Origin of the sequence: Klebsiella aerogenes KCTC 2190, assembly GCF_000215745.1 — a bacterium.
In the GTDB taxonomy this organism is placed as follows: Bacteria; Pseudomonadota; Gammaproteobacteria; order Enterobacterales; family Enterobacteriaceae; genus Klebsiella; species Klebsiella aerogenes.
Genome location: NC_015663.1, coordinates 2,471,909 through 2,496,932, shown reverse-complemented (window position 1 = coordinate 2,496,932; position 25,024 = coordinate 2,471,909). Strand labels below are relative to the sequence as shown.

Annotated in this window: 16 protein-coding genes; 5 read left to right on the top strand and 11 right to left on the bottom strand. The window is 57.3% G+C overall.

The features are described 5' to 3' along the window. The first annotated feature begins 122 nt into the window (after positions 1-122). Complete coding sequence (locus tag EAE_RS11820) at positions 123-3,098, top strand: putative mucin/carbohydrate-binding domain-containing protein (protein ID WP_015704442.1); 2,976 nt, start codon at positions 123-125, stop codon at positions 3,096-3,098. A gap of 36 nt (positions 3,099-3,134) precedes the next feature. Here EAE_RS11820 and EAE_RS11815 read toward each other — a convergent pair whose 3' ends face one another. From EAE_RS11815 to dgt, 3 genes are all read right to left on the bottom strand, one after another. After that, positions 3,135-4,292, bottom strand: coding sequence for a CdaR family transcriptional regulator (locus tag EAE_RS11815; protein ID WP_015368175.1), 1,158 nt, complete (start codon positions 4,290-4,292; stop codon positions 3,135-3,137). A 176-nt stretch (positions 4,293-4,468) separates the two neighbouring features. Further along, positions 4,469-5,902, bottom strand: a complete 1,434-nt coding sequence (degP, locus tag EAE_RS11810) for a serine endoprotease DegP (protein ID WP_015704441.1) — start codon at positions 5,900-5,902, stop codon at positions 4,469-4,471. 141 nt (positions 5,903-6,043) lie between these two features. Next, a complete protein-coding gene (gene dgt / locus EAE_RS11805) occupies positions 6,044-7,558 on the bottom strand; it encodes a dGTPase (protein ID WP_015704440.1) in 1,515 nt (504 codons plus the stop codon). 83 nt (positions 7,559-7,641) lie between these two features. Between dgt and mtnN the strand changes: the two genes are divergently transcribed. Genes mtnN through EAE_RS11790 form a run of 3 tightly spaced genes read left to right on the top strand, consistent with a single transcriptional unit; the run spans position 7,642 to position 9,794 of the window. Next, positions 7,642-8,340 carry a 5'-methylthioadenosine/S-adenosylhomocysteine nucleosidase gene (mtnN, locus tag EAE_RS11800; protein ID WP_015704439.1) on the top strand — a complete coding sequence of 233 codons (699 nt, stop codon included), beginning with the start codon at positions 7,642-7,644 and terminating at the stop codon, positions 8,338-8,340. Then, positions 8,333-9,133, top strand: a complete 801-nt coding sequence (gene btuF / locus EAE_RS11795; protein WP_015704438.1) for a vitamin B12 ABC transporter substrate-binding protein BtuF — start codon at positions 8,333-8,335, stop codon at positions 9,131-9,133. Before mtnN ends, btuF begins: the two co-directional genes overlap by 8 nt. Positions 9,134-9,167: 34 nt before the next feature. Further along, positions 9,168-9,794 carry a TRIC cation channel family protein gene (locus EAE_RS11790; RefSeq protein WP_015704437.1) on the top strand — a complete coding sequence of 209 codons (627 nt, stop codon included), beginning with the start codon at positions 9,168-9,170 and terminating at the stop codon, positions 9,792-9,794. 78 nt (positions 9,795-9,872) lie between these two features. On the opposite strand, the gene erpA is transcribed toward EAE_RS11790, so the two are convergent. Next, positions 9,873-10,217: an iron-sulfur cluster insertion protein ErpA gene (gene erpA, locus EAE_RS11785; RefSeq protein ID WP_015368181.1), complete on the bottom strand. Its 345-nt coding sequence runs from the start codon at positions 10,215-10,217 to the stop codon at positions 9,873-9,875. 81 nt (positions 10,218-10,298) lie between these two features. Then, the gene (gene clcA / locus EAE_RS11780) at positions 10,299-11,717 is read right to left on the bottom strand and encodes a H(+)/Cl(-) exchange transporter ClcA (RefSeq protein ID WP_015368182.1); all 1,419 of its coding nucleotides are present in this window, start codon (positions 11,715-11,717) and stop codon (positions 10,299-10,301) included. A 179-nt stretch (positions 11,718-11,896) separates the two neighbouring features. Here clcA and hemL point away from each other — a divergent pair, with 179 nt between their 5' ends. Beyond that, entirely contained in the window at positions 11,897-13,177 is a 1,281-nt protein-coding gene (hemL, locus tag EAE_RS11775) for a glutamate-1-semialdehyde 2,1-aminomutase (protein WP_015704436.1), read from the top strand. Positions 13,178-13,486: 309 nt separating this feature from the next. On the opposite strand, the gene fhuB is transcribed toward hemL, so the two are convergent. The 6 genes from fhuB to hrpB form a co-directional block, all read right to left on the bottom strand. Then, positions 13,487-15,475 (bottom strand): Fe(3+)-hydroxamate ABC transporter permease FhuB, encoded by a 1,989-nt coding sequence (gene fhuB, locus EAE_RS11770; protein ID WP_015704435.1) that lies wholly within the window; start codon positions 15,473-15,475, stop codon positions 13,487-13,489. Then, positions 15,472-16,362: a Fe(3+)-hydroxamate ABC transporter substrate-binding protein FhuD gene (gene fhuD / locus EAE_RS11765; protein ID WP_015704434.1), complete on the bottom strand. Its 891-nt coding sequence runs from the start codon at positions 16,360-16,362 to the stop codon at positions 15,472-15,474. Before fhuD ends, fhuB begins: the two co-directional genes overlap by 4 nt. Further along, entirely contained in the window at positions 16,362-17,159 is a 798-nt protein-coding gene (gene fhuC / locus EAE_RS11760; protein ID WP_015704433.1) for a Fe3+-hydroxamate ABC transporter ATP-binding protein FhuC, read from the bottom strand. The genes fhuD and fhuC overlap by 1 nt, the downstream gene beginning before the upstream one ends. Before the next feature lie 45 nt (positions 17,160-17,204). Then, complete coding sequence (fhuA, locus tag EAE_RS11755) at positions 17,205-19,409, bottom strand: ferrichrome porin FhuA (RefSeq protein ID WP_015704432.1); 2,205 nt, start codon at positions 19,407-19,409, stop codon at positions 17,205-17,207. Between the two features lie 242 nt (positions 19,410-19,651). Further along, a complete protein-coding gene (gene mrcB, locus EAE_RS11750; protein ID WP_047079357.1) occupies positions 19,652-22,204 on the bottom strand; it encodes a bifunctional glycosyl transferase/transpeptidase in 2,553 nt (850 codons plus the stop codon). A gap of 370 nt (positions 22,205-22,574) precedes the next feature. Beyond that, complete coding sequence (gene hrpB, locus EAE_RS11745; protein ID WP_015704428.1) at positions 22,575-25,004, bottom strand: ATP-dependent helicase HrpB; 2,430 nt, start codon at positions 25,002-25,004, stop codon at positions 22,575-22,577. Positions 25,005-25,024 lie beyond the last annotated feature (20 nt).

Genomic DNA, 25,024 nt, shown 5'->3' with positions numbered 1-25,024 from the left:
GCTAACAGCAAAACTCAGTTATACCTCACTAACATCATTTCCCATCATCAACGTATCTATATGAATTAATTATTTTTTTAAATTCATTTATGTTCAATTTCCACCTAAAAGGAGGTCAAGCTATGACACAGGAAATTGAACAAAAATGTTACACCCTACAATCCGCCACCTGGCTGGATAAGGCGGGTTTTGAGAAAGGACGAAAACACGATCGTCAGGCGCTGGGCTTTATTCTGCCCGCCAATACGGTGCTGAAAATTCGGCAAACCGATCTCAGCAACGGCATCTCGACCCTGCGCCTGATGTGTGATGATAGCGCAGTGGAAAAATCCAGCGCTCTGACCACCAACTGGACAACGATTAGCACCACCGTCGATTCTGTGCCGTTTGTCGATACGTTGTTTACCGACAGCCCCTGCGAGTTCTCCGTGATTTACCAACAACCCGCGGCGACGAAACCGCTCCCCAGCTGGAAATCAGGACAGTCTGAAGAGACGTTTTTCCTGGACTGGGAGAATAATAAATCGTCTTTCGCGCTGGTGGATCTGGATGTTATCAATCTGCTGTTGCCCTACGCCGACCGCGACAACGCGATGAAAGCGGGATTAGCGTCGTTACACCGTTTTTATAACCACCTTTTCACCAGCTATAACGATTGGGCCGGACTAAGCGAAAATCCCGATTCGCAATGGAATCAGAACGTTGCCAACCGCTACTTTTTGCGGGCGGATAAACATGGCGTCGGTTCGGCTTATTATAATACCAACTGGTGCGCGCAGACCGCCGCCACGGTTGGCGAAGGCTGGCTGGATAACGTCGCCACGCAGTGGGTTATCCTGCATGAAAGCGGCCACGGCTATCAGGGTAAATTTATGCAGGATCCCACGCTTTCCGTCAGCGAAGTGTGGAACAATATTTACGCTTCCTTCTATCAACAGCTCACGCTGAGTCAGGATAATCATCTATATACCGATGGCTGGCTATACAACTACGGTAAGCTGGCCGCGCAGGAAGCACAGTTGGTTAACTATATTACCGACAAGACGCCGGTCACCAGTTGGAGCCTGCGTTCGCGCCTGCAATTCCTGATGCTGATGTTATTCAAAGCAGGTATCGCATCCTTCCGCACCTTTAATCAGAACTATCGCCAACTTGCCAATAGCGAGAGCTTCCAGCCGTCGGATCATCAGCTTGCCGATATGCTGGCAACCGCCATCGCTACCTCCGCGGGATATGATGTGACGCCGTTTATCGAGCTCTGCGGTTTAACGCTGAAAAACGCCACCCGGGAAAATATCGTCTCGCTGGCGACAAAACCGCTCTATCCGCTGTATCGTTTTCTACCGCAAAGCGAATGGGATAGCGCGCGCCAACAGTTAGGGCTGGATTCCTTCTTCTGGCTGGTGGATAACAGCGAACTGGCAATATTAGGCAAAACGGGGGCGCTGACCCTGACGCTGAATATCGATCGCCCGGAGCAAATTTACGGTCAGACGCTGGCTATCAAGGATAATTGCGGCAACCATTATTCACTGGTGATTAATAGTGACGTCCTGACCCTGAAGGACATGCCAATCGGCGTGTATCAGGTCGAACTGCCTAAAGGCCGCTCGCAAAAATATCGCCCGGATATCAGCTATATCACCGTAAAAGAAGGCGCCAATACGGTCACCGTCAACTACGTTCAGCAAAACGATACCAGCGAACGTAACGTGACGATCTCCTTTTTAGGTTATAGCGATGCGCCTTTTGCCCACCTGGATGTTGATTACGAAAACCAGCAGCTTATTCTCAATGTGACCAGCGCCACCCCGCACAGCTACTACCCCGGGACATTGTATGCCGCAGTCAGTGTACTCTCCGCCAACGGTGAAAAAGTGTTTGAGCGTAAGATGACCGGCACCAACTGCGCGACGGGTAAAGTGATTATTCCATTCAGCCCTCACTATCACTTATATATCACCCACATGGAGCCGGGACGGCTGAAAACCTCACCGGGATATTTAACCCTGGTTGCGCGTGAGAAATACCAACTGATACGCATTGATGATAATGGTCTGTATAACTTTATTCTCGGCAATAGTCCGGCGGATGACTTAGAGGCGATTTTCGAGCATAACGCTCAGGCTATCCGTACTCAGCCCTCGCTGGTAGCGCAGGAAGAGTGCGTCTGTAAAAACGATCTTTGGCTGATGCTCCCCCATATTGAAGAACCCCGGCGCAGTGAACTGCTTAAAGCGTATGCCGATGTCCTGCCTCAGGATAATAACGATCCGGGCGAGCTAACGGGCAAAAGCGTGACGCTCGATCTCCGCGGTCAGGGCAATAACGAGTTTTGCCAGATCGTTATCGATAATAAACAACGCGCAATGACGGTCGCGACACGGGCCGGCACACCGCACTCGTATTACACCACCCATACCTATGCCAGCATTACGGTTACTGCCGAGGACGATACGGTTGTTTATCAACGCAGCTACGCCGGTGCTACCAACAATCTGGCAAACAGCGAAACGATTACCCTCGCGGAAGGGATGATCATCGAGATTTTCCATGATGAACCATACCGCTCCAGCGCCACTAATGGCACGACCCAAAACGCCGTCACGCTGAAACAGCATAACCGCTGGCGCGTGGTGAAAACGGGCCTCCAAGTCTATGCGCTCGCGCCTGATGAACCGGATGAGGAAGCCACTGATACAGAAGAGGAAACCGCACTGTATGGCGATAGCTTCAGTTGGCAACTGCTTGGCGATGATGATGTTTGCTTTGCCGGGATGGAGATGGATATTGGCAGCGGCGCGTTGACCTTTAGCGCCAATGCGGTGGTACCGAATAAGCACTTTACGACCACTTACGCCACGGTCAATGTATACAATACGCGTGGTTCGGTGGTGTATCGCCAGTCGATTAAAGGATCATCGCAGCTTGGCGACTATGTTGATACCGCCATCCTGGATGAGGGCTATACCATTGAAGTCTTCCATGCCGAAGCGGGAAATCGTTCCGTTATTATTAATCCGCTCAATGGCAATAGCTGGCAACAACCCAATACCGTCACCTGGCAAGTGACAACCCGCGGGCTGCAGCGCCTGTAATCCGTCATTTCCACTCCCGCCTGAGGCGGGAGTGTGTCAGCGTTGCTCATCCAGCTGCAATGCAATGTACAGCAGCAGACGGTCGTCAAAACTTCCCAGGTCCAACCCGGTTAATTCCGAAATCCGATTGAGACGATACTCCAGGGTATTACGATGAATAAACAGCGCCTTTGAGGTGGCCAACGGCTGCACGTTATGACGAAACCATGCCTGCAAGGTGCGGCGCAACAGGCCGTTGTTATCCATCGCCTTCAGTCGCGTCAGCGGGCGCGCCAGCTCATTGGCCTGCCAGCCGCCGCGCAGGCTATCCAGCAGCACCGGCAGCATCAGATCCTGATAAAAGTAGCTGCGGCTTTCCGGCATCCGCTGCTTCCCTACCATCATCGTCGTACGCGCGGTCCGATAAGAGCGTGCGATACTGCCCGGACCAGTAAAGAAATTACCTAACGCAACGCGGAACTGTAGCTGGCCGTTCTCTTTCATACGGGCAATCAGTTGCTCAACGCGCTTGCAGTGGTCGTCGGCGTCCCAGCGGCCAAAGGCATTTAACGCGGGTTTCAATACCACCATCTCGGTCAACGAGACAATCGCCACCAGGTTGTTGCGATCCGGCGTGGTCAGCGCTGTCTGCAACTGCTGTAGTTCCGCCATCGCGCTATCGACGCCAAGCTGGCCGCTATCAACTTCAATCATCGCCACCACCCGTGGTTGATTGAGGTCGATGCCCAGTCTCTGCGCCCATTCGTTGAGCGCCGGGGTATTTTCTTCCGCCTGAATCAGGTTCATGACCAGTTCTTCACGCAGGCGGCTGTCCTGCGCCAGCAGATGCATCAGCCGCGACTGTTCGAGCATCATCTCCGCGGTCATACACACCAGCTCACCATACTTACGCAGCGATTCGGGCTCGCCGGTTAATCCGATAACGCCGACGATTTCCCCTTCAAGACGCAGCGGCAGGTTAATCCCCTGACGCACGCCGTGCAGATGGCGAGCGACCGCATCATCGATATCAACCACCCGCCCCTGCGACAACACCAGCAGCGCGCCTTCGTGCAATTCACCAATACGCTCACGATCGCCGCTGCCAATAATGCGCCCGCGGGCATCCATTACGTTAATATTGGTATCAATGATGCGCATCGTTCGCGCCACGATATCCTGCGCCATTTTGGTATCAAGATGCCAGCCAGCCATGTAACCCTCCCCTGAGCAGGGCATCAGCATAAAAGAGTGTCTGAAACTACGCACTGTGCATATGCACAAAGCGTGACAGAGAAGTATGGAGTTGTGGCGGGAATCACAGAACTTGCGGACAGAATAAAAAAAGCCCCTTTCCCGGCACGGGAAAGGGGCTTATGCGCGCTGATAGATTATTGCATCAGCAGGTAGATAGAGGTATCACCACGCTGAATATTCAGCGCCAGTACGGACGGTTTTGCATCGAAGATTTTGCGCAGGTCAGCGATGTTTTTCACCGGCTGCTGGTTAGCGCCGACAATGATGTCGCCTTTCTTCAGACCAATCTGCGCCGCCGGCGTGCCCGCTTTCACGTTGCTCACCACCACACCTTTGTCCTGGCCCTTGTTGCTCATTTCCGCGCCTTGAATGCCGTTAAAGATGCTGCTGGAGTCAACCTGGTTCTGATTGCTCTGCTGCAGTTCAACGGTAACGTTGACCGGCTTGCCGTCGCGCAGCAGGCCCAGCTCGACTTTGCTGCCGATAGGCATCGTACCGACCTGCGCACGCAGCGCCGCGAAACTGCTGATCGGCTTGCCGTTCAGGGTGGTAATCACGTCGCCAGCTTTAATACCCGCTTTCGCCGCCGCAGAGCCCGGCATCACCTGGCTTACAAACGCGCCGCGCTGGGCATCAACTTTCATTGCCTTCGCCAGCTCGGAGTTCAGCTCGGTACCCATGATCCCCAGTTCGCCGCGTTTCACCTGGCCAAACTTGACCATCTGCTCGGTCAGGTTTTTCACCATGTTGCTCGGAATAGCAAAGCCGATACCGATGTTGCCGCCGTCCGGAGCAAGGATTGCGGTGTTGATACCGATCAGTTCACCGTTGAGATTCACCAGCGCGCCGCCGGAGTTACCGCGGTTAATAGCCGCATCGGTCTGGATGAAGTTTTCATAGTTTTCCACGTTCAGGCCGCTGCGGCCCAATGCGGAGACGATACCGGAAGTCACGGTTTCGCCGAGGCCGAACGGGTTACCGATCGCCACGGTGTAGTCGCCGACGCGCAGCGCGTCAGAGTCGGCAAGCTTAATCGCCGTCAGGTTTTTCGGATCCTGAATTTGAATCAGCGCGATGTCGGAGCGCGGATCTTTACCGACGACTTTCGCATCGAACTTACGGCCATCGCTCAGCTGAACTTTAATGGTGGTGGCATTATCGACCACGTGGTTATTGGTCACCACGTAGCCTTTGGCCGCATCAATAATTACCCCGGAACCGAGCGCCATAAATTTCTGCTGCTGCGCGTTATCGCCAGGGGCGCCCTGGCCGCCGCCCTGACAGAATGGAGAGCTCTGGAATGGCGAACCATCCTGGCAGAACGGCGAGTTGTCACCGAAGAATTGCTGGAAGTTACGCGGCATCCGCGGCGTGTTAACAGTCGTGCTGCCCTCGACGTTGATGCTCACCACAGACGGCATCACTTTTTCCAGCATCGGCGCCAGGCTCGGCATCTGCTGCGCAGTGGTCGCCGAGGAAGCCGTTTCAGCCGCGCTCGCAGAGAGCGGGGACAACGCCAGACCTAAACTCAGAGCCAGAGCACTCATTGCTAACGTGGTTTTTTTCATAGGTTTCAATCTCAATTTCAAATTTCGGATAACGAAAAAGTTGCTGTGTACGCACTCTCAGAGTCATTTTATAGCGCGAAGTTCCAGAGTTAAGTTTCGGTAAAAGTAAAAATTTATTGTCCGTCTTTACAAAACTCAGACTTATTCCACCGCCATCAGACGGCGATATTCATCCCACGCATACAAATCCGTCATTCCGCTGATATAGTCCTGAATCAATCGACAGCGGTAATAATACTCCAGCACGGGATATTCTTCGGTATCGCGCGAAAGCTTATTTACCGCCTCCACATAAGCCAACCGATGTCGGGTCGAAAGTTTCTGGAACAACCTCGAAGCAATAGGCAAACTGCGTACCCGATCTTGTTCCACCAATTGGCTGAACTCCTCCAGCGATAATTTCAGTAACGGCTCGTAGATATCCAGCAGCCCGCTGATAACCCGGTAGCCCTGCAATTCCAGCTGTTCAACATCAGGATGACTAAACACCTGTTTTATGGCGACGTTTTTATAAAGTTCAAGTAGCTGACTACAATCGCTGTCGTCCTCTAACAGCGCATGATTAAAATCGCCGCTAAAAATAGCCGGTAAGTTTTCGATAAACCGATGCGCCGCATAAGGCACCAGTTTATTCAACGTATTAACCCGTAAATACATAAAGAACTGATCTTCAGTGCTGCGGCTCAGTGAATTTGCGCGCGATTTCTCCCACGCGTTTTCTACAACTTGGGCGAACAATGATCCTTTTTCATGAGTGCCCCACGCGTCATAGAGATGCTGATACAATTGCTCCGCGCTGAATATTCGTTTTTCTACCGCATCTTCGAGGTCAGCAACGCAATATGAGATATCATCGGCAGCTTCCATAATCCACGTTAATGGAAAACGATTGTAAGGCGCCAGATCCAATTCTTTACGCAGCCGCGCGATATACTCTTCTTCGGCTAAATAATAACCAGGTTTTTTCATTAAGTAGCTATGGCTGGCAAGCGTCTCTCCCCGCCACCACGCCGGCCGCGTATATTTCAGAATGCAGCCGACCTGGGTCCAGGTCAGGTTCATACGCATCAGCGTGTGCACCAGACGGATGCCCTGAGCATTGCCTTCAAAGCAGCACAAATCCTGACGCACCTTACGCCGTAGTTCGTTGAGCATCCCTTCGCCATCGTGCAGACGCAGCGCGTCAACCTGGCAGCGATCCTGGCTTAACGGCTGGCTGGCGGCATCTTTCGGCGCCAGCCGTTTGCTGAACCAATCGTTAATTGCCGCCTCGCCAAAATGGCCAAATGGCGGATTGCCGATATCGTGCATCAGGCAGGCCATCTCCACCACGCTTTCAAACGGGCCGCTCAGTTCATCCAGACCGTAACATTCCAGCAGCTTTTGCTCTTTCAGGCGGCTTAGCACCTCTTTGGCGATGTAGCGCCCGACCTGCTGGACTTCGAGCGAATGGGTGAGTCGGGTGCGGACCGCCGCGTTACGCTCAAGTGGAAAGACCTGGGTTTTTTGCTGCAGGCGCCGGATGGCCGGTGAATTGATAATGCGCCCGCGATCGCTTTCAAACACCCGCAGGATCTCGCGTTCCGTCTCTACACCCTGCGGCGAACGGTAGCGCCGACGCCAGTGAATCTTGTTGCGAAAATCAATATTTGCCATAGCCTCTCCCGCGCGAGCAATACGCTTCCCCTTAAGCGCATGATAGACTATGCAGCTAATCCTGACACATCGCGAGTAAATCTATGAAAATTGGCATTATTGGCGCCATGGAAGAAGAAGTTACCCTTCTGCGCGACAAAATCGAGAACCGCCAGACTATCTCTATCGGCGGTAGCGAAATCTATACCGGCCAACTTCACGGTACCGAGGTTGCTCTGCTGAAATCCGGCATTGGTAAAGTAGCAGCTGCCATGGGCGCCACCCTGTTGCTGGAGCGCTGCAAGCCGGATGTGATTATCAATACCGGTTCCGCGGGCGGTCTGGCGCCGACGCTGAAAGTCGGCGACATCGTGGTCTCTGACGAAGCGCGTTATCATGATGCCGACGTCACCGCGTTCGGCTACGAATACGGCCAACTACCTGGCTGTCCGGCAGGTTTCAAAGCTGATGACAAACTGATTGCCGCCGCGGAAACCTGCATTAAGGCGCTGAATCTCAACGCCGTTCGTGGGCTGATCGTCAGCGGCGACGCATTCATCAACGGCTCGGTAGGGCTGGCGAAAATCCGCCACAACTTCCCGCAGGCCGTTGCCGTAGAAATGGAAGCGACCGCCATCGCCCACGTCTGCCATAACTTCAGCATTCCCTTTGTGGTGGTGCGCGCAATCTCTGACGTCGCTGACCAGCAGTCGCATCTTAGCTTCGACGAGTTCCTCGCCGTCGCCGCCAAGCAGTCCACCCTGATGGTGGAAAACCTGGTGCAGAACCTGGCGCGTGGCTAAGTCGCTACAGAAGGCGTTAACCGCCCTGCTGTTACTCGCCCCGGCGTGGCTTTTCGCCGCGCCGCGGGTGGTGACGCTCTCCCCGGCCAACACCGAATTGGCCTTTGCTGCCGGCATTACGCCGGTCGGCGTCAGCAGTTATTCCGACTACCCTCCCGCCGCGGCGAAAATCGAACAAGTCGCCAGTTGGCAGGGAATGAACCTTGAACGTATCGTCGCTCTGAAGCCCGATCTGGTGCTGGCATGGCGCGGCGGCAATGCCGAACGCCAGGTGAATCAGCTCAGTTCGCTGGGAATCAAAGTTATCTGGGTTGAAACCGGTTCGATTGAGCAAATCATCCATGCTCTGCAGATGCTAGCGCCGTGGAGCCCACAGCCGGAAACAGCTCGTCAGGCTGCCCAGAAGATGCAAGACGATTACCTTGCGCTAAAAGCCCGCTATGCCAACGCGCCGAAAAAACGCGTATTTCTGCAGTTTGGCGCCAACCCGCTGTTCACCAGCAACAGCGCCTCGATCCAGAATCAAGTATTGAGCCTGTGCGGTGGGGAAAATATTTTTGCCGCCAGCCGCGTTCCCTGGCCGCAGGTCAGCCGCGAACAGGTGCTGTCACGGCATCCGCAGGCGATCGTCATCACCGGCGATCCTGATAAAATTCCCGCCGTGGACCGCTATTGGCAAAATCAGCTCACAATTTCGCTCATCGCCTTACATAGCGACTGGTTTGAACGCGCGGGCCCACGTATTATCCTTGCCGCAAAACAACTCTGTACTGCGCTTGAGCAGGTAAAATAACCGCCTGGCAGCAGGCTTTTAGCGGGAACTGACGATGCTTGTCTATTGGCTGGATATTATTGGCACAGCCGTATTTGCTATCTCCGGCGTATTGCTGGCAGGAAAATTACGCATGGACCCTTTCGGGGTGCTGGTATTAGGCGTGGTTACCGCCGTGGGCGGCGGGACTATCCGCGATATGGCGCTGGCCAATGGCCCGGTGTTCTGGGTAAAGGATCCGACCGATCTGGTGGTAGCGATGGTCACCAGTATGTTAACGATTCTACTGGTCCGCCAGCCGCGGCGCATGCCGAAATGGGTACTGCCGGTGCTGGATGCCGTCGGCCTGGCGGTGTTTGTCGGCATCGGCGTGAATAAAGCCTTTATTGCCCATACCGGCCCGCTGGTAGCTATCTGCATGGGCGTGGTCACCGGCGTCGGAGGCGGGATTATCCGCGACGTACTGGCGCGAGAAGTTCCGATGATTCTGCGCACCGAAATCTACGCCACCGCCTGCATTGTCGGCGGTATCGTACACGCGACGGCACACTATACCTTTCAACTGTCGCTGGAAAACTCGGCGATGTTAGGCATGATGGTGACGCTGGTAATACGCCTGGCGGCGATTCGCTGGCACCTGAAGCTACCGACCTTTGCGTTAGATGATAACGGACGGTCATAAAAGCAAAACGGTAACCTGATGGTTACCGTTTTTCGTGTTTGCCGCTCTCTTTGTGGGAGAGAGCTGGATTCGCTTGCGTTAAACGCTGAACGAGGAGCCGCAGCCGCAGGTGCTTTTCGCGTTCGGGTTAGTCACGATGAAACGTGAACCTTCCAGGCCTTCGGTATAGTCGACGGCGCCGCCAACCAGATACTGCAGGCTCATCGGGTCAACCACCAGGCCGACGCCCTGTTTCTCGATGGTCATATCGCCTTCGTTGATCTGATCGTCAAAGGTGAAGCCATACTGGAAACCGCTGCAACCGCCGCCGGTGATGTACACGCGCAGTTTCAGGTTCGGATTATCTTCATCCGCAATCAGATGTTTTACTTTATTCGCTGCGGCTTCGGTAAATTCCAGCGGCAACGCTACGTCATCACTCATTTTTTGCTCCCATTGATACTTCCGGCCGATTAAAGAATAACCGGACCTTTTGAGCCATTATCTAATACCCTGGTAAATCGTTCAAGTATTCTCCCGGGGTACCTGCTGCGCTTTCGCCGCCTCTTCGGCCTTCTGTTTCGCCAGGGTACGCTGCAGAATGGTCGAATACAAAGGCTTACCTCCGAGGAACTGCGCCAATAGTGTTGCCCCAAGGCAGGTAATAATCATTGGCAAAATGAGCTGATAGTTATCGGTCATCTCCAGCACCAGCACAATTCCGGTGAGTGGCGCGCGTACCGAAGCCGCCAGCAACGCCCCCATCCCGGCGATAGCGAAGGTACCGGCATCCAGATGATAGGAGGGAAACAGCGGGATGGCAGCCATGCCGAATGCCGTTCCCAGCAGCGTCCCCAGCGCCAGCATCGGGGCGAAAATCCCTCCCGGCGCGCCGGAAGAGAAGCACAGCAGCGTGGTAATGACGCGAGCAATAAAGATGAACAGCAGCAGCCCAACCGAGAAGTTACCGGCAGCGGCGATGGGGATAAGGTTAAAACCGCCGCCTACCGCCGTTGGCTGCATCAGACCCAGCAGGCCGCAAAGGCCGCCGATAAGCCCGCCAATCAACACCCATTTTTTGATATTGCCGCCGTGGAAGCGCTGGAACATATCCTGCGTCCGCAGCACCAGAGCATTAAACAATGGCCCGAAACAGCCAAAGATCATGCCCAGCACCAGATACAGCCACAGGGTATTCACCGGCGCATTGCTTAACTTGCCGACTTCGATAATCGCCCCTTCGCCGTTAAAAATACGAAACACGATGCTCGACATGATCACGCCGGTAAACACGGCTTTAATCGAAATCAGATTGTAGCGGAACTGCGGGCGCATCTCTTCGATGATAAAAAGGATGCCCGCCAGCGGCGCGTTGAAGGCCGCGGAGAGGCCTGATGCCGCGCCGGTGGCCAACAGCGTGTGCCGCGCTTCCGGGCTGCGCAGACGAAACACATCCACCACCATACGCCCGATATTGCCGCCAAGCTGCACCATCGGCCCTTCGCGCCCCAGCACCATCCCGGCGCCCAGCGTCCCCATACCACCGATGAATTTTACCGGTAGCACGCGCCACCAGCGTACCGGACGCAACTCTTCCAGCGCGCCTTCGATTTCCGGGATCCCGGAACCGCCGGCCTCCGGCGCAAAGCGGCGCACCAGAAAATAGCCAACCATCGCCAGCAGCCCCGACAGAATGAAGGCCAGCGGCCAGACGAGGTACCAGTGGTCCGCCACCTGCACCAGGGCGCCAATTCGCTGGTTCTGCACCCAGTTCACGCTCTTTTCAAACGCCACGCCCACCAGCCCGGCCAGCGTGCCGACCACCGCCGCCATCAACAATACCGCCAGCGGCGTTTTGTCGCGTTGAATCAAACGGCGGACCGCATCGCTACGGCGCACGCGAACAAACTGATGTGCTTCAAAAGAGGGAGTTTCTGCTTTCATGCCATTATCATTTATTGGTAATACAAATGAGAAGAGAGGCATTCTAGCCGCCTCCGCGCCGCGCGTCGCCAAAAAATTGTTTCGTCCGCTTAATGTTTCAATTGGGCAAAACTTTCATAACCTTCATGGAATAACTTAGAATAGCCCGATAACTTTATTCACGAACCAGGATCCTGGCCATGAGCAAATCTGAAAATCTGTATAACGCCGCCCGCGAACTTATCCCCGGCGGCGTCAACTCGCCGGTCCGCGCCTTTACTGGCGTCGGCGGCACCCCGCTGTTTATTGAACGTGCGGATGGCGCCTACCTGTACGATGTCGATGGTAAAGCTTATATCGATTATGTCGGTTCCTGGGGCCCAATGGTGCTGGGTCACAACCATCCGGCCATTCGTAACGCCGTGATTGAAGCGGCAGAGCGCGGGTTAAGCTTCGGCGCGCCAACCGAAATGGAAGTCAAAATGGCGGAACTGGTTACTGAACTGGTGCCGACCATGGATATGGTGCGCATGGTAAACTCCGGCACCGAAGCCACCATGAGCGCCATTCGCCTGGCGCGCGGCTTCACCGGCCGCGACAAAATCATCAAGTTCGAAGGATGCTACCACGGTCACGCCGACTGCCTGCTGGTGAAAGCCGGCTCCGGCGCACTGACTCTCGGCCAGCCGAACTCGCCGGGCGTACCGGCGGATTTCGCTAAGCATACTCTGACCTGTACCTATAACGATCTTGCCTCGGTACGCGCGGCGTTTGAACAATATCCGCAGGATATCGCCTGTATCATCGTCGAACCGGTGGCCGGCAATATGAACTGCATTCCGCCGCAGCCGGAGTTCCTGCCGGGCCTGCGCGCGCTGTGCGACGAGTTTGGCGCGTTGCTGATAATTGACGAAGTGATGACCGGCTTCCGCGTCGCGCTGGCGGGCGCCCAATCTTATTACGGCGTGGAGCCGGATCTGACCTGTCTGGGTAAAATCATCGGCGGCGGTATGCCGGTGGGCGCTTTCGGCGGTCGCCGCGAGGTCATGGACGCGCTGGCGCCGACCGGTCCGGTATACCAGGCCGGTACGCTGTCAGGCAACCCTATCGCCATGGCCGCAGGCTTCGCCTGCTTAAGCGAAGTGGCGCAGCCGGGCGTGCATGAAACCCTGACCGAGCTGACCAATCAACTGGCGGATGGCCTGCTGAACGCGGCGCGCGAAACCGGGATCCCGCTGGTGGTGAATAATGTCGGCGGCATGTTCGGCATCTTCTTTACCGAAGCCGAAACCGTCACCTGCTATCAGGATGTGGTGAAGTGCGATGTTGAACGTTTCAAGCGTTTCTTCCACCTGATGCTGGAAGAAGGGGTTTACCTCGCCCCGTCGGCGTTTGAAGCCGGCTTTATGTCCATCGCCCATAGCGAAGCGGATATCAACAACACTATCGATGCCGCGCGTCGGATGTTTGCCAAACTGTAAGGTACTTGAATGCCTGGTGGCGCAGGGATTTTCCCGGAGGCGGCGCATTGCGCCTTATCCGGGCTACCAAATCGCACAGCGCTGTAGCCCCGGTAAGCACTAGCGCCACCGGGGATTTTCCCGGAGGCGGCGCATTGCGCCTTATCCGGGCTACCAAATCGCACAGCGCTGTAGCCCCGGTAAGCACTAGCGCCACCGGGGATTTTCCCGGAGGCGGCGCATTGCGCCTTGTCCGGGCTACCAAATCGCACAACGCTGTAGCCCCGGTAAGCGCTAGCGCTACCGGGGATGTTGAGGCCATCGGGATCGTTAGCGGCTCTGCTTTCTTAATAAATAGATAAAATACGGCGCGCCGATAAACGTCGATAACAGCCCTGCCGGGATTTGGTAGGGGAACATGATCATTCGCCCGCACCAGTCGGCGAACACCAGCAGCATCCCGCCAATCAGCCCGGAAATGACCATATGCGGCATCGTCCGGCGAAAGCCCATCATCCTCGCAATGTGCGGCGCCATCAGGCCAACAAAACTTAACGGCCCAATGGTTAGCGTCGCCGTTGCCGTCAGGCTCGCCGCCAGCAGCAGCAACCCAATACGCGATGGCGTCAATGCCATCCCTACCGCTCGCGCCGCCTCGCCGCCGAGCGGCAGGATGGTCAGCCAGCGGCGACAGAGCGGCGCCAGCGCCAATAGCGCCAGCATTACCACGCCGCTACGCAGCACCATCTCAGGCGTCGCACTATAAGTCGAACCGGACATCCATGTCAGGATCTGCGCCATTCGCGGATCGCCGCTGGCCTGTAGCATCATCAATAGCATGGTGAAGGCGGTACTTAGCGCCATCCCCGCCAGCAGCATCCGGTGCGGCGAGAATCCGCCGCGCCCGGCGGCGACCAGGATGACCAGCAGCGTCGCCGCCGCGCCAAGACTGCCGGCTGGCAGCAGCCAGACAAAAGCGTTGCCCGGCACGAAGAACAGCATCAACACCACGCCGAACGCCGCGCCGGAGCTGATACCCAGCACTTCCGGGCTGGCCATCGGGTTACCGGTCAGGCGTTGAATAATACAACCCGCGACGGCCAGCATCACCCCGGCAAACAGCGCCGAGAATACCCGCGGCCAGCGCCAGGGCATCAATTGCTCCAGCAGATCGCCGCTGGCCCATTGCCACCCCTGCGCATCACGGCCAAAGGTCAGCGCGGCGGTTACCGCCAACAACATCAGCGCCAGTCCGCCCAGCGCGAACCACTGCACGTTGCGGCGCTCAATCAGCGCTTTATCGCCGCCATTCATCACCGGCGCGCTGATGCTACGCAGCCGCAGCCGCGGCAGCAGCCACAGTAATAAAGGCGCGCCAATCAGCGCGGTGACTGACCCGGTAGACACTTCTCGCCATATCCGGCTGAGCCAGAGAATAATTTGGTCGGAAAGCCACAGGATCAGCGCGCCAAGCAGCGCCGCCAGCACCAGCCGCGATAGCAGGCGGCGGGCGCCGAGCATTTTCGCCAGTAGCGGCGCGAACAGACCGATAAAGCCGATAATACCGACCGCGTTGACCAGCAGCGCGCTTATTACTATCGCCAGGGTCAAGACGCCAAGGCGCGCCAGAGAGAGCGCCAGCCCGAGATTCCGCGCCACGCCATCATCCAGCCCCATCAACGTTAACGGGCGTAACAACAGCAGCGTCAACATCGCGCCGCCAAGCAGCTGCGGCCACAGGCGCTGCGCCACGCTCCAGTCGGTCTGCGTCAGCGTACCGGTACTCCACAGGAACATGCTTTGCAGCTGGTCGTGATGGAAAATCACCATCAGTTGATTGACCGCGCCGCAATAGAGACTCACCACCAGACCGGCCAGAATCAGCGTCACCGGCGATAGACGTTTGCCCCACGAGACGCCGAACACCAGCGCGCCGACCAGGCAAGCGCCAGCCAGCGCGGCAAACTGCGACGCCAGCACGCCGGGGATCGCCCATAGCGTCGTCACCGTCATTCCGAGCTGCGCGCCGGTGGCGACGCCGAGCGTGGTCGGCTCCGCCAGCGGGTTACGCAGTACCTGCTGGAACAGTACGCCAACGAGTCCCAGCCCGGCGCCGACCAGCAGCGATACAGCCAGCCTCGGCAGCAGGCTGTAATGGAACAGCATCTGGGCGATATTATCGCTATCCGGCTGCCACAGCGCCTGATGCCACTGCGCGTAAGGTAAAGCCACCTGAAGGTTGACGATGCTCAGCGCGAAAGCGGCAACCAGCAGTACGGCCAGCAGGATCATAGCTAACGGCGAGAAACGCGCGTTCATACTGCCCTCCCCTGCGCATCGGCCAGTACGCGGGCGAAATGCATCGCCGACAGCGTCGCGCCATAGAACCACACCGCCGGAAGACGCTGGAAACGCCCCGCACGCACGAAAGGCATCGCCTGCCACAGCGGGGTCGCCATCAGTTGGGCCATCTCCCGATCGTTGCCATGATCGAAACAGATAACATCGGCCTCTTTAAATTCCGCCAGCCGATCGATGCCTACGGTGATACTGCCCCAGAATGCCGCTTCGCCGTGCCAGGCGTTTTTGATGCCAAAGCGATCGAGCACTTCCTGGAACAGGCAGTTCTCGCCGAATACCAGTACATGGCGAGCATCAAGTAGCGAAATCATCAGCAGCGGACGATCGTCACGGTCGACAAATCGTGGACGCAGGCTTTCCATCAACGCGTCGAACTCCGCCAGATGGCGCTTCGCCTGCTGTTGCTTACCCAGCAGGTCGGCCATTTCCCGCAGCGAACGCTGGGCCATCGCCAGCGGCCGTTTGCCGTCGCTGAAGGTGAAACCGCGACCGGGCGCGATACGCGCCAGCTTTTCCGGCGACGGGCCATAGCCTGCTGACCAGACGATAAACGACGGTTTCATCTGTGTCAGCAACTCAAGATTGGGTTCAGTGCGCAGGCCGACATCTATCACCGAGGCGGGCAACGCCGGTTCATTCACCCACAGGTTATAGTTGGGAATGTCGGCCACGCCGTAGGGCGTAACGCCGAGCGCCAGCAGCAGTTCGGCCGGCAGCCACTCCAGCGCGACGACGCGCTGCGGGTCAACGTTCGCCGCCTGCGCGCCGCGCATCTGCCACAGCAGCGGCGACAGCGCCATTGCCGTCAACAGGCGTCGACGTGAGAAGAAGTTCGAATTTTCCATCAATAGACAAAACTTACCGGCGCTGCGCCCGCCGGGTGCGGCAGGATCCCCATCGGGATGCCGTAGATTTGCTCCAGCGTTTCGCTGCGCATCAGCTCCGCGGGCGTCCCCTGGGCGATCATTTCGCCGCCGCGCAGCGCGACCAGATAATCGCAATAGCGGGCGGCCATATTAATATCGTGCAGGACCGCGATCACCGTCAGACCACGCTGCTGGCTGAGACGATGCACCAGCGCCAGCACATCGACCTGATGGGCGATATCCAGCGCCGACGTCGGTTCATCGAGCAGCAAACAGCGGCTATCCTGCGCCACCAGCATGGCGATCCACGCACGCTGGCGTTCGCCGCCGGAAAGACTGTCCACCAGCCGATGCGCCAGCGGTTTCAGCCCCACCAGCGCAATGGCCTCTTCTACTTTTTCGCGATCCGCCGCGCCGAAGCGCCCCAGCGCGCCGTGCCACGGATAGCGACCAATCGCCACCAGTTCGCGCACCGTCACCCCTTCCGCCGCCGGCAGTTGCTGCGGCAGATAGGCCACTTTGCGGGCAAACGCCTTGCTGCTCCAGCTGTCCAGCGGCTGGCCGTCAAGCAGCACATCGCCCTCGGAAGGCGGCTGATGGCGGCCAAGCATTTTCAGTAACGTGGATTTGCCGGAACCGTTATGGCCTATCAGGCCAGTGACTTTTCCTGCCGGGAAGGTCAACGAAAGGGGATGAAGCAGCGTGCGGCCAGGCACGCGAAAGGTCACGCGATTTAACGCAAACGTCGTTTCAGAGTACGGAGTCTGTTCCTGCATAGCAACAACCTGATATTGGGCGCGGCGAACCGCGCCCGTGAGTAGTTAGAAGCGGAAGGTTGCGGTAGCAACAACCTGACGTTCCGCTCCCCAGTAGCATGCGTACTCGCTATAGCAGCTGGAGACATATTCGCGGTCAAACAGGTTGTTGACGTTGACGCCGACCGAAGACCCCGGCAGACCAAAGCGCGCCAGATCGTATTTCACCGTCGCATCCATCAGCGCATAACCGGCCACATTGAAGGAATCATTTTTCTTCCCTTCAACATTCTTGTAATAACTCACCGTTGAGCCGATATAACGCGCGCCCGCGCCAATCGTCAACCCGCTAAGCGCGGTTTCGTGGAAGGTGTAATCCGCCCACAGCGAGGCCATATTACGCGGCACTTCCGCCGGACGCTTGCCTTCGAAGACGGTGTCGTGAGTGTATTCGGCATCGGTATAGCTGTAAGCCGCAGTCAGGTTGATATTGGCATTGACCGCCGCTTTCGCCTCCAGCTCAAAGCCGCGGGAGCGGATTTCGCCGGTTTGCACGCTGAAAAAACCGCTGGTGTCGTTGGGATCCGCTGTAAGGTTTTTATCTTTGGTCAGCTGATAGACCGCCGCGGTCACCACCACCGGCATATCTTTCGGCACGTATTTCACGCCGGCTTCATACTGCTTGCCGCGTGAGGGATCGAATGGTTTACCGTTGAGGCCTGAGCCAGATACCGGTTCGAACGATTCGCTATAGCTGAAGTACGGGGAGATGCCGTTATCGAACAGATAGTTGATCCCGCCGCGCCAGCTGAACTGCTGGTCGTGATTCTCCGCCATGTTGCTGGTGGAACGGGTGAAGGTAGACGTAGTCGCGTAATCGTAACGGCCGCCTAAGGTCATCACCCATTTATCCCATTCCATCTGATCCTGCGCGTACAGGCCCGTCTGCTCCATACGGTTAAGCACAGCATATTTGGAGTTCAGCACAATATTTGGATTGCCGTACTGCGGATTACTCATGCTAATGGCATCGGCCGTACCGTAGTCCGCGTCAACGTCATTACGCATCCGCGAGTAGTCCACGCCGGTCAGCAGCGTGTGGTTCACCGCGCCGGTGGCGAAATCAGACTGCAGTTGCGTATCAACGGTAAAGGTATTCAGGTGCTCATCGGAACGAACATAGTTGCGCTGGATTTTACCAGGCTCCTGATAACCATAGCCATAGACCGAACGATACAGCGTATGCACATCGGCATAGCGCAGGTTTTGACGCACGGTAAAGGTGTCATCGAACTGGTGGGAGAAACTATAGCCAACCATCTGCTGACGGCGCGCCATCTTGTTATCGGACTCGCCTTCGTTGAAGTCGGTCGGCAGCTTGTGCGCCTTACCGTTGGCATCGTAATACGGCACCACGGTGCCTTCGCGCGGCAGCCAGCCGTAGTAACCCGCATCCGGGTCATTCTGGAAGTTGCTCAGGAAGGTGAAATCGGTTTTATCATCCGGACGCCAGCTGAAGGACGGAGCGATGGCGTAACGGGTCGATTTCGCCATCTGCTGCTGCGCATCCTGGCTGCGGCCTAATCCGGTCAGGCGGTATGACCACACGCCGTCATCATCAATGGCATCGCTGAAGTCGAAACCGGTTTGCCACAGGTTATCGGTGCCCATCTTAAACTGGATTTCTTTCAGCGGCTCGGTGGTCGGACGCTTGCTGACCATGCTGACGATACCGCCCGGGTTGCTGTTGCCGTACAGCACCGAGGTTGGCCCGCGCATCACTTCCACGCGTTCCAAGAAATACGGATCCATGGAGACTTCAGAGTAGTTGTTACCCTGCAGCTTCATGCCATCCAGATACTGGTTGGTGTTCACCGTGCTGGAGGTGGTGAATCCACGAATGGTGACCACATCATAGGTGGTCGAGCTACCGCGAGTGGAGAAAACGCTCGGCGTGTAAGAGAGCGCCTCTTTAACCGTTGCCGGCTGCTTCATGTCCATCTCTTCGCGGGTCACCACGGAGATAGACTGCGGCGTTTTTTCAATGGGAGTATCGGTTTTGGTCGCCGTGGCGGAACGCTTCGCCGCGATAGTCGGGGCCGGCCCCCAGGCGCTTTCCTGGCTGGCGGGCGCCGCGGTAACGACGAGGGTTTCTTCTTTCGGTTGTTCCGCAGCCTGTGCATAAACAGACATGCCGCTAACCGCCGTGGCTACTACGACTGCGATTTTACGCAGCGAGTGATTTGGCTGAGCAGTTTTAAGACGCGCCATTGGTATATCTCTGATGAAAGTGAATGATAACGTAAACGAGAATTATTATTATGACGGGTGACATAATAGGCGAAACGCGGAATCTAAGGCAAGCGCTATGCCGGGCAGGAAGCGCCAAGGGATTAATAAATAACCAGACGGTTATTAAGGAGTTATCACGGTGTTACGCAGATGCCTGCAATAAAAAAGCCCCCTAATACCTTCGTATTAAGGGGCTGTTCAGACGTTCGGCTTAAACGGTTTTAGTTGCCGCCAAACATATCTTTAATCCAACCGGCAACGCCATCGCTCTTCTCCTGCTTCGCAGGTTGCTGCTGTTGCTGCTGCGGTTGGTTAGCAGGCTGCTGCTGCCCGGACTGGTTGAACGGGTTATTGGCTTCCTGTTGTTGCTGCTGCTGTTGCTGCAGGGCTTCGCCCTGACGGCACAGCGCATCCGGCGAGGTGGTCCACACCGGCAGCGTACGCATACCGCCGCTGCACTGGAAGTAACCATTGCTGTCCACGCCCATATCCACCACGTCTTCCGGCGGCGTCAGCGCCAGCGGCGTCGGGGTCTGGTTAGCCAGGTAGCGCTGATAAATCGACATCGCGCCGCTGGCCCCGTACAGCTTGGTCGGCTGGTTGTTATCGCGGCCAACCCAGGTAATCGTCACCTGGCTGCCATCGATACCGGCAAACCAGGTATCCACGTTGTTGTTGGTGGTCCCGGTTTTACCCGCCAGATGCAGGCCAGGATATTTGGCACCAAGCTGACGGCCGGTACCGCGCTGCACCACCTGCTGCATGGTCCACAGGGTCATATAGGCCGCCTGCGCCGGAACGGCGCGTTCCGCCTGCGGGTAGCTCTGGTACAGCACCGTACCATCTTCAGCAATCACGGAACGCAGCGCCGACAGCGTCGCGCGGTTACCGCCGCTGGCGATGGTCTGGAATGCCTGCGCCACTTCGATTGGCGTCAGGTTAAGGGCGCCGAGGATCATCGCCGGTACCGCATTCAACTGGTCTTTCGGCACGCCCAGCTTCTGCCAGGTATCGGTGATCGCCGGCAGCCCCAGCGACATCCCGAGGTTAACCGTCGGCACGTTCATCGAACGGGTCAGGGCATCCACCAGCATCACCTGACCGCTAAAGCGGCGATCGTCGTTCTGCGGCGACCAGGTCTGGCCGTTCGACAAGCGAATCGTCACCGGCGCATCGGCAATCCACGTATTCAGGCGATACTGGTTCGGCTGGCTCAGCGCGGTCAGATAAGTGGCCGGTTTTGCCAACGAACCAATCGAACGACGCGCCTGCATCGCGCGGTTGTAGCCGGCAAATTGCGGCTCCGCGCCGCCGACCATCGCCCGGACTTCACCGGTAAAGCGATCGACCACCACCATGGCGGTTTCCAGATCCGGCAGCTTACGCTGTTTCTTCAGCACCGGGATCCCTTCAATGGCCGCTTTTTCCGCCGCATCCTGAGCCACCGGGTCAAAGGTGGTAAAGATCTTCACGCCGGAGAGATCTTTCACTTTATCGCCCAGTTTCGCCTGCAGCTCCTGGCGCACCATCTGCATGAACGCCGGCTGCGGTGAAATCACCCCGCCGCGCGGCTGCACGCCCAGCGGACGCGCGCTCAGCATATCGTACAGCTCCTGGTCGATAATATTCTGCTGCTGCAGCAGACGCAGCACCAGGTTACGCCGCTCCAGCGCCAGTTTCGGGTTACGCCACGGGTTATAGATTGACGCCCCTTTGACCATTCCGACCAGCAGCGCCTGCTGATCGAGGCTCAGCTCTTCTACCGGGCGGCCAAAGTAGTACAGGCTCGCCAGCGGGAAGCCGCGGATTTCATTATCGCCGCTCTGACCGAGGTACACCTCGTTCATATACAGCTCAAGGATACGATCCTTGCTGTAACGGGCGTCAACAATCAGCGCCATATAGGCTTCGTTGGCCTTACGCCAGTAGGAGCGCTCGCTGGACAGGAACAGGTTCTTCACCAGCTGCTGGGTCAGGGTACTCGCCCCCTGCACCGTACGCCCCGCCGTCAGGTTCGCCAGCACCGCGCGGCCCATTGAGTACAGGCTGATGCCGTCATGCTCATAGAAGTGGCGGTCTTCGGTCGCCAGCAGCGTATCCACCAGCAGATCCGGGAAACCGCTGCGCTTCACGAACAGGCGCTGCTCGCCGTTCGCCGACTGCAGCATGGTGATCAGGCGCGGGTCGAGACGGAAGAAACCGAACTGACGGTTGTTATCCATATTCTCGATGGTATCCAGATGATCGCCATCGAAGGTCAGACGCGCGCGCACCTGCCCCTCTTTGCTATCCGGGAAATCGAACGGACGGCGGATCATTTCGATACTGTTAGCCTGTACGGTGTATTCGCCAGGACGCGTCATTGCGCTGACCTGACGGTACTGGGTCGCATTAAGCAGGCGCACCATCTCGTTTTTGCTGATCTGCATATCCGGCTCAAGGTTGACCATCCGGCCATACACTGCCGCCGGCAGTTCCCAGACTTTACCATCAATACGGCTGCGAATTTTCTGGTCGAGGTAGACGCCATAGGCGGCAATAATTACCGCAAAGACAATCCCCAGCTTAACCAGCAGCCACAGCCAGCTGCGCTTACGACGAGGCTTGTTGCCTTTGCCCTTTCCTTTCTTCGGCATTGGTCGTTCATCCTCATAATCGTCATCGTAATCATCGTCGTAGTCCTCTTCCCGGACCCGGCGACGGGTGACTTTTTGTTTTGTCGGGCGTGAAGGTCTCCCTTTACGTCCGATAGGCTCGCGGTCATCTCCCGCCATGCTTTTTCTCCGCAACTTTCAGGCGTAAAGGCCTGATTCTCAATACTTCCCCCTGCAGGAGGAAGAAGATATCTCTCAATTTCACACCCGCCACGCTGCCGCGGCCGACGTCTTTCATATCATCTTCGAAGAATAATTCATTAAACAAATCATATAATTATCTGTTTAAGCTGAAGAATATCTCCGGACATAGCACGAAATGTCCAGGCCACAGAGAATAGCACTAATCCGCGCCATTCTTAACCAGCATTTTACAACCGTAAAACGCGATAAACGGTAAAATATGATGTTTTTTAATAACATAAATGTTGCGCCGCGTGACTGCGGCCAGCGATTTTCGGAACCACGCCCACAGCAAGGGCGCGGCGCCTCAGGAGTATTTTTTCGTCCGCCGGGTGGGGGCGGTGTTCGCCGGGTCATCCGGCCAGACATGTTTCGGATAGCGCCCTTTCATCTCTTTTTGCACCTCGCGGTATGCCCCCTGCCAGAAGGCGCTTAAATCCCGGGTAATTTGTAATGGTCGCTGCGCCGGCGAGAGTAACTCCAGCACCAGGGGAACCCGTCCTTCGGCAATGCGCGGCGTCGCCGCCTCGCCGAACATCTCCTGCATCCGTACCGCCAGCGCCGGCGGGTTATCTTCATGATAACGAATAGCGATACGGCTGCCGGTCGGCACCGTGTAATGGGTCGGCAGCTCGCTATCCAGCTTCTGGCGTAACGTCCACGGCAGCCAGTTTTGCAGCGCCTGCCGCAGGTCTACCGCCTTGAGCGACCGAAGCGAATGCACCCCGGTCATCTGCGGCAACAGCCACGCCTCCAGCGAAGCTAACAGCGATGCGTCATCAACGGCGGGCCAGTCCGCTTCCGGCAGCCACTGCGCGGCGCAGTGCAGCCGCAGGCGCAGTTGTTCAGCCTCCGGCGTCCAGTTCAATACCCCGAGCCCCTTATCGCGAATACCGTTGAGCATTGCCTGATGCAGCTCCGCTTCCGACGGTTTCGCCAACGGCTGAGTTTTTATCACCAGCTGGCCAATGCAGCTACGCCGCCAGGCTTTTAGCGTCCCCTGCGCTTCATCCCACTCCACGGTATCGGAGCGTTGTATCAGCTCAGGACGCTGCGCCACCAGTTGATCAATATCCAGCGGCAGCGCCAGCAAAATTCGCGCATCGGGTGCCGAACTGCCCTGTAGTAGCAGCGGCGCAATTAGCCATTCGTGACGCCCGAGCGCGTCATCGGCATCCAGCATCGCCCCCATGCCGTTAGCCAACTGATAGCGCCCTTCCTGGCCGCGTCGACGGGCAATCCGGTCGGCAAACGCTGGGGCCAGCAACGCCGCCATCCGCTCAGCATCAGGCTGACCGCCGCGGCTGGCCAGTCGCTTCAATAACTGCTGCGTCCGCTGCTGCCAGTTGCCCTGCTGGCGCGCAAACGCGGCGCCTAAATCGCTGCTGCCGCCGCGCGGCGGCTCCTCAAGAATAGCGGCGAGTTTCGCCGCCGTCGCCGCGTCATCCGCGGAATCGGCCGCTGTCAGCATGGCCGCCAGACGAGGGTCGTTACCCAGCGTCGCCATTTTGCGCCCGTGAGCCGAAAGGCGTTCGCCCTCCAACGCCGATAACGCCGTCAACAGACGCCGCGCCGCCGCCAGATTGATCGCCGGCGGTAGATCCAGCCAGCGAAGCTCGGCCGGATCGCGGCAGCCCCACTGCAGCAACTCCAGCAGCAGCCCCGACAGATCGCTTTGCAGAATTTCCGGCTCGCTCTGCGCCGCCGCGCGCTCCGCCTGCTCTTTCGCCAGCAGATGCAGGCAGATCCCCGGCTCCAGACGCCCGGCTCGACCGGCGCGCTGGGTCATTGACGCCTGGCTTATCCGCTGGGTGATTAGCCGGGTCAGGCCGGTGCGCGGATCGAAGCGCGCGACCCGTTCCTGAGCGCTGTCGACCACCAGGCGAATGCCTTCGATCGTCAAACTGGTTTCAGCGATATTAGTCGCCAGCACCACTTTGCGCATCCCGGCAGGCGCCGGGAGAATCGCTTTGCGCTGTTCGCTCAGCGGCAGCGCACCGTATAACGGACATAACAGCACATCGCTGGCTACACGCTCGCTCAATTGTTCCTGTACGCGCTGAATTTCGCCAACGCCGGGCAGGAATAACAGCATCGAGCCCTGCTCCTCACGCAGCAGATCCGCGGCGGCGATCGCTACCGCTTCGGCAAAACGCTGATGGCTCGCCAGCGGCGCAAAGCGACGTTCAACCGGGAACGCGCGCCCTTCGGAAACCACCACCGGCGCCTCCGGCAACAGACGCTGCAGACGATCGTTATCCAACGTCGCCGACATGATCAGCAACTTGAGATCGTCACGCAGCCCCTGCTGGACGTCCAGCAACAACGCCAGCGCCAAATCAGCCTGCAGGCTACGTTCATGAAATTCATCGAGGATCACTAGCCCCACGCCGGAAAGTTCCGGATCGTGCTGCAAAGTGCGGGTTAAGATCCCTTCGGTGACCACTTCCAGGCGGGTATTTGGCCCTACGCAGCTTTCAGCGCGCATCCGGTAGCCTATCGTTTCTCCCGGTTTTTCTCCCAGTAGCTCCGCCAGACGCTGAGCGACGTTACGTGCCGCCAGCCGCCGCGGCTCCAGCAGTATAATCCGGCCATCAATGTTGCCGTCGGCGAGGATCTGTAACGGCAGCCAGGTTGATTTACCCGCGCCGGTAGGCGCATTAAGCAACACCTGCGGCGCCTGCTGCAGGGCGGAAAGAAGTTCGGGAAGAATTGCGGCAACCGGCAATGAGGACACGAAGGGCTCCGGAGGTTAAC

Bases quoted from the DNA above. Each gene is read 5' to 3' on its own strand.
- EAE_RS11820 (WP_015704442.1), top strand. From the start codon at position 123: ATGACACAGGAAATTGAACAAAAATGTTACACCCTACAATCCGCCACC.
- EAE_RS11815 (WP_015368175.1), bottom strand. From the start codon at position 4,292: ATGGCTGGCTGGCATCTTGATACCAAAATGGCGCAGGATATCGTGGCG.
- degP (WP_015704441.1), bottom strand. From the start codon at position 5,902: ATGAAAAAAACCACGTTAGCAATGAGTGCTCTGGCTCTGAGTTTAGGT.
- dgt (WP_015704440.1), bottom strand. From the start codon at position 7,558: ATGGCAAATATTGATTTTCGCAACAAGATTCACTGGCGTCGGCGCTAC.
- mtnN (WP_015704439.1), top strand. From the start codon at position 7,642: ATGAAAATTGGCATTATTGGCGCCATGGAAGAAGAAGTTACCCTTCTG.
- EAE_RS11790 (WP_015704437.1), top strand. From the start codon at position 9,168: ATGCTTGTCTATTGGCTGGATATTATTGGCACAGCCGTATTTGCTATC.
- erpA (WP_015368181.1), bottom strand. From the start codon at position 10,217: ATGAGTGATGACGTAGCGTTGCCGCTGGAATTTACCGAAGCCGCAGCG.
- clcA (WP_015368182.1), bottom strand. From the start codon at position 11,717: ATGAAAGCAGAAACTCCCTCTTTTGAAGCACATCAGTTTGTTCGCGTG.
- hemL (WP_015704436.1), top strand. From the start codon at position 11,897: ATGAGCAAATCTGAAAATCTGTATAACGCCGCCCGCGAACTTATCCCC.
- fhuB (WP_015704435.1), bottom strand. From the start codon at position 15,475: ATGAACGCGCGTTTCTCGCCGTTAGCTATGATCCTGCTGGCCGTACTG.
- fhuD (WP_015704434.1), bottom strand. From the start codon at position 16,362: ATGGAAAATTCGAACTTCTTCTCACGTCGACGCCTGTTGACGGCAATG.
- fhuC (WP_015704433.1), bottom strand. From the start codon at position 17,159: ATGCAGGAACAGACTCCGTACTCTGAAACGACGTTTGCGTTAAATCGC.
- fhuA (WP_015704432.1), bottom strand. From the start codon at position 19,409: ATGGCGCGTCTTAAAACTGCTCAGCCAAATCACTCGCTGCGTAAAATC.
- mrcB (WP_047079357.1), bottom strand. From the start codon at position 22,204: ATGGCGGGAGATGACCGCGAGCCTATCGGACGTAAAGGGAGACCTTCA.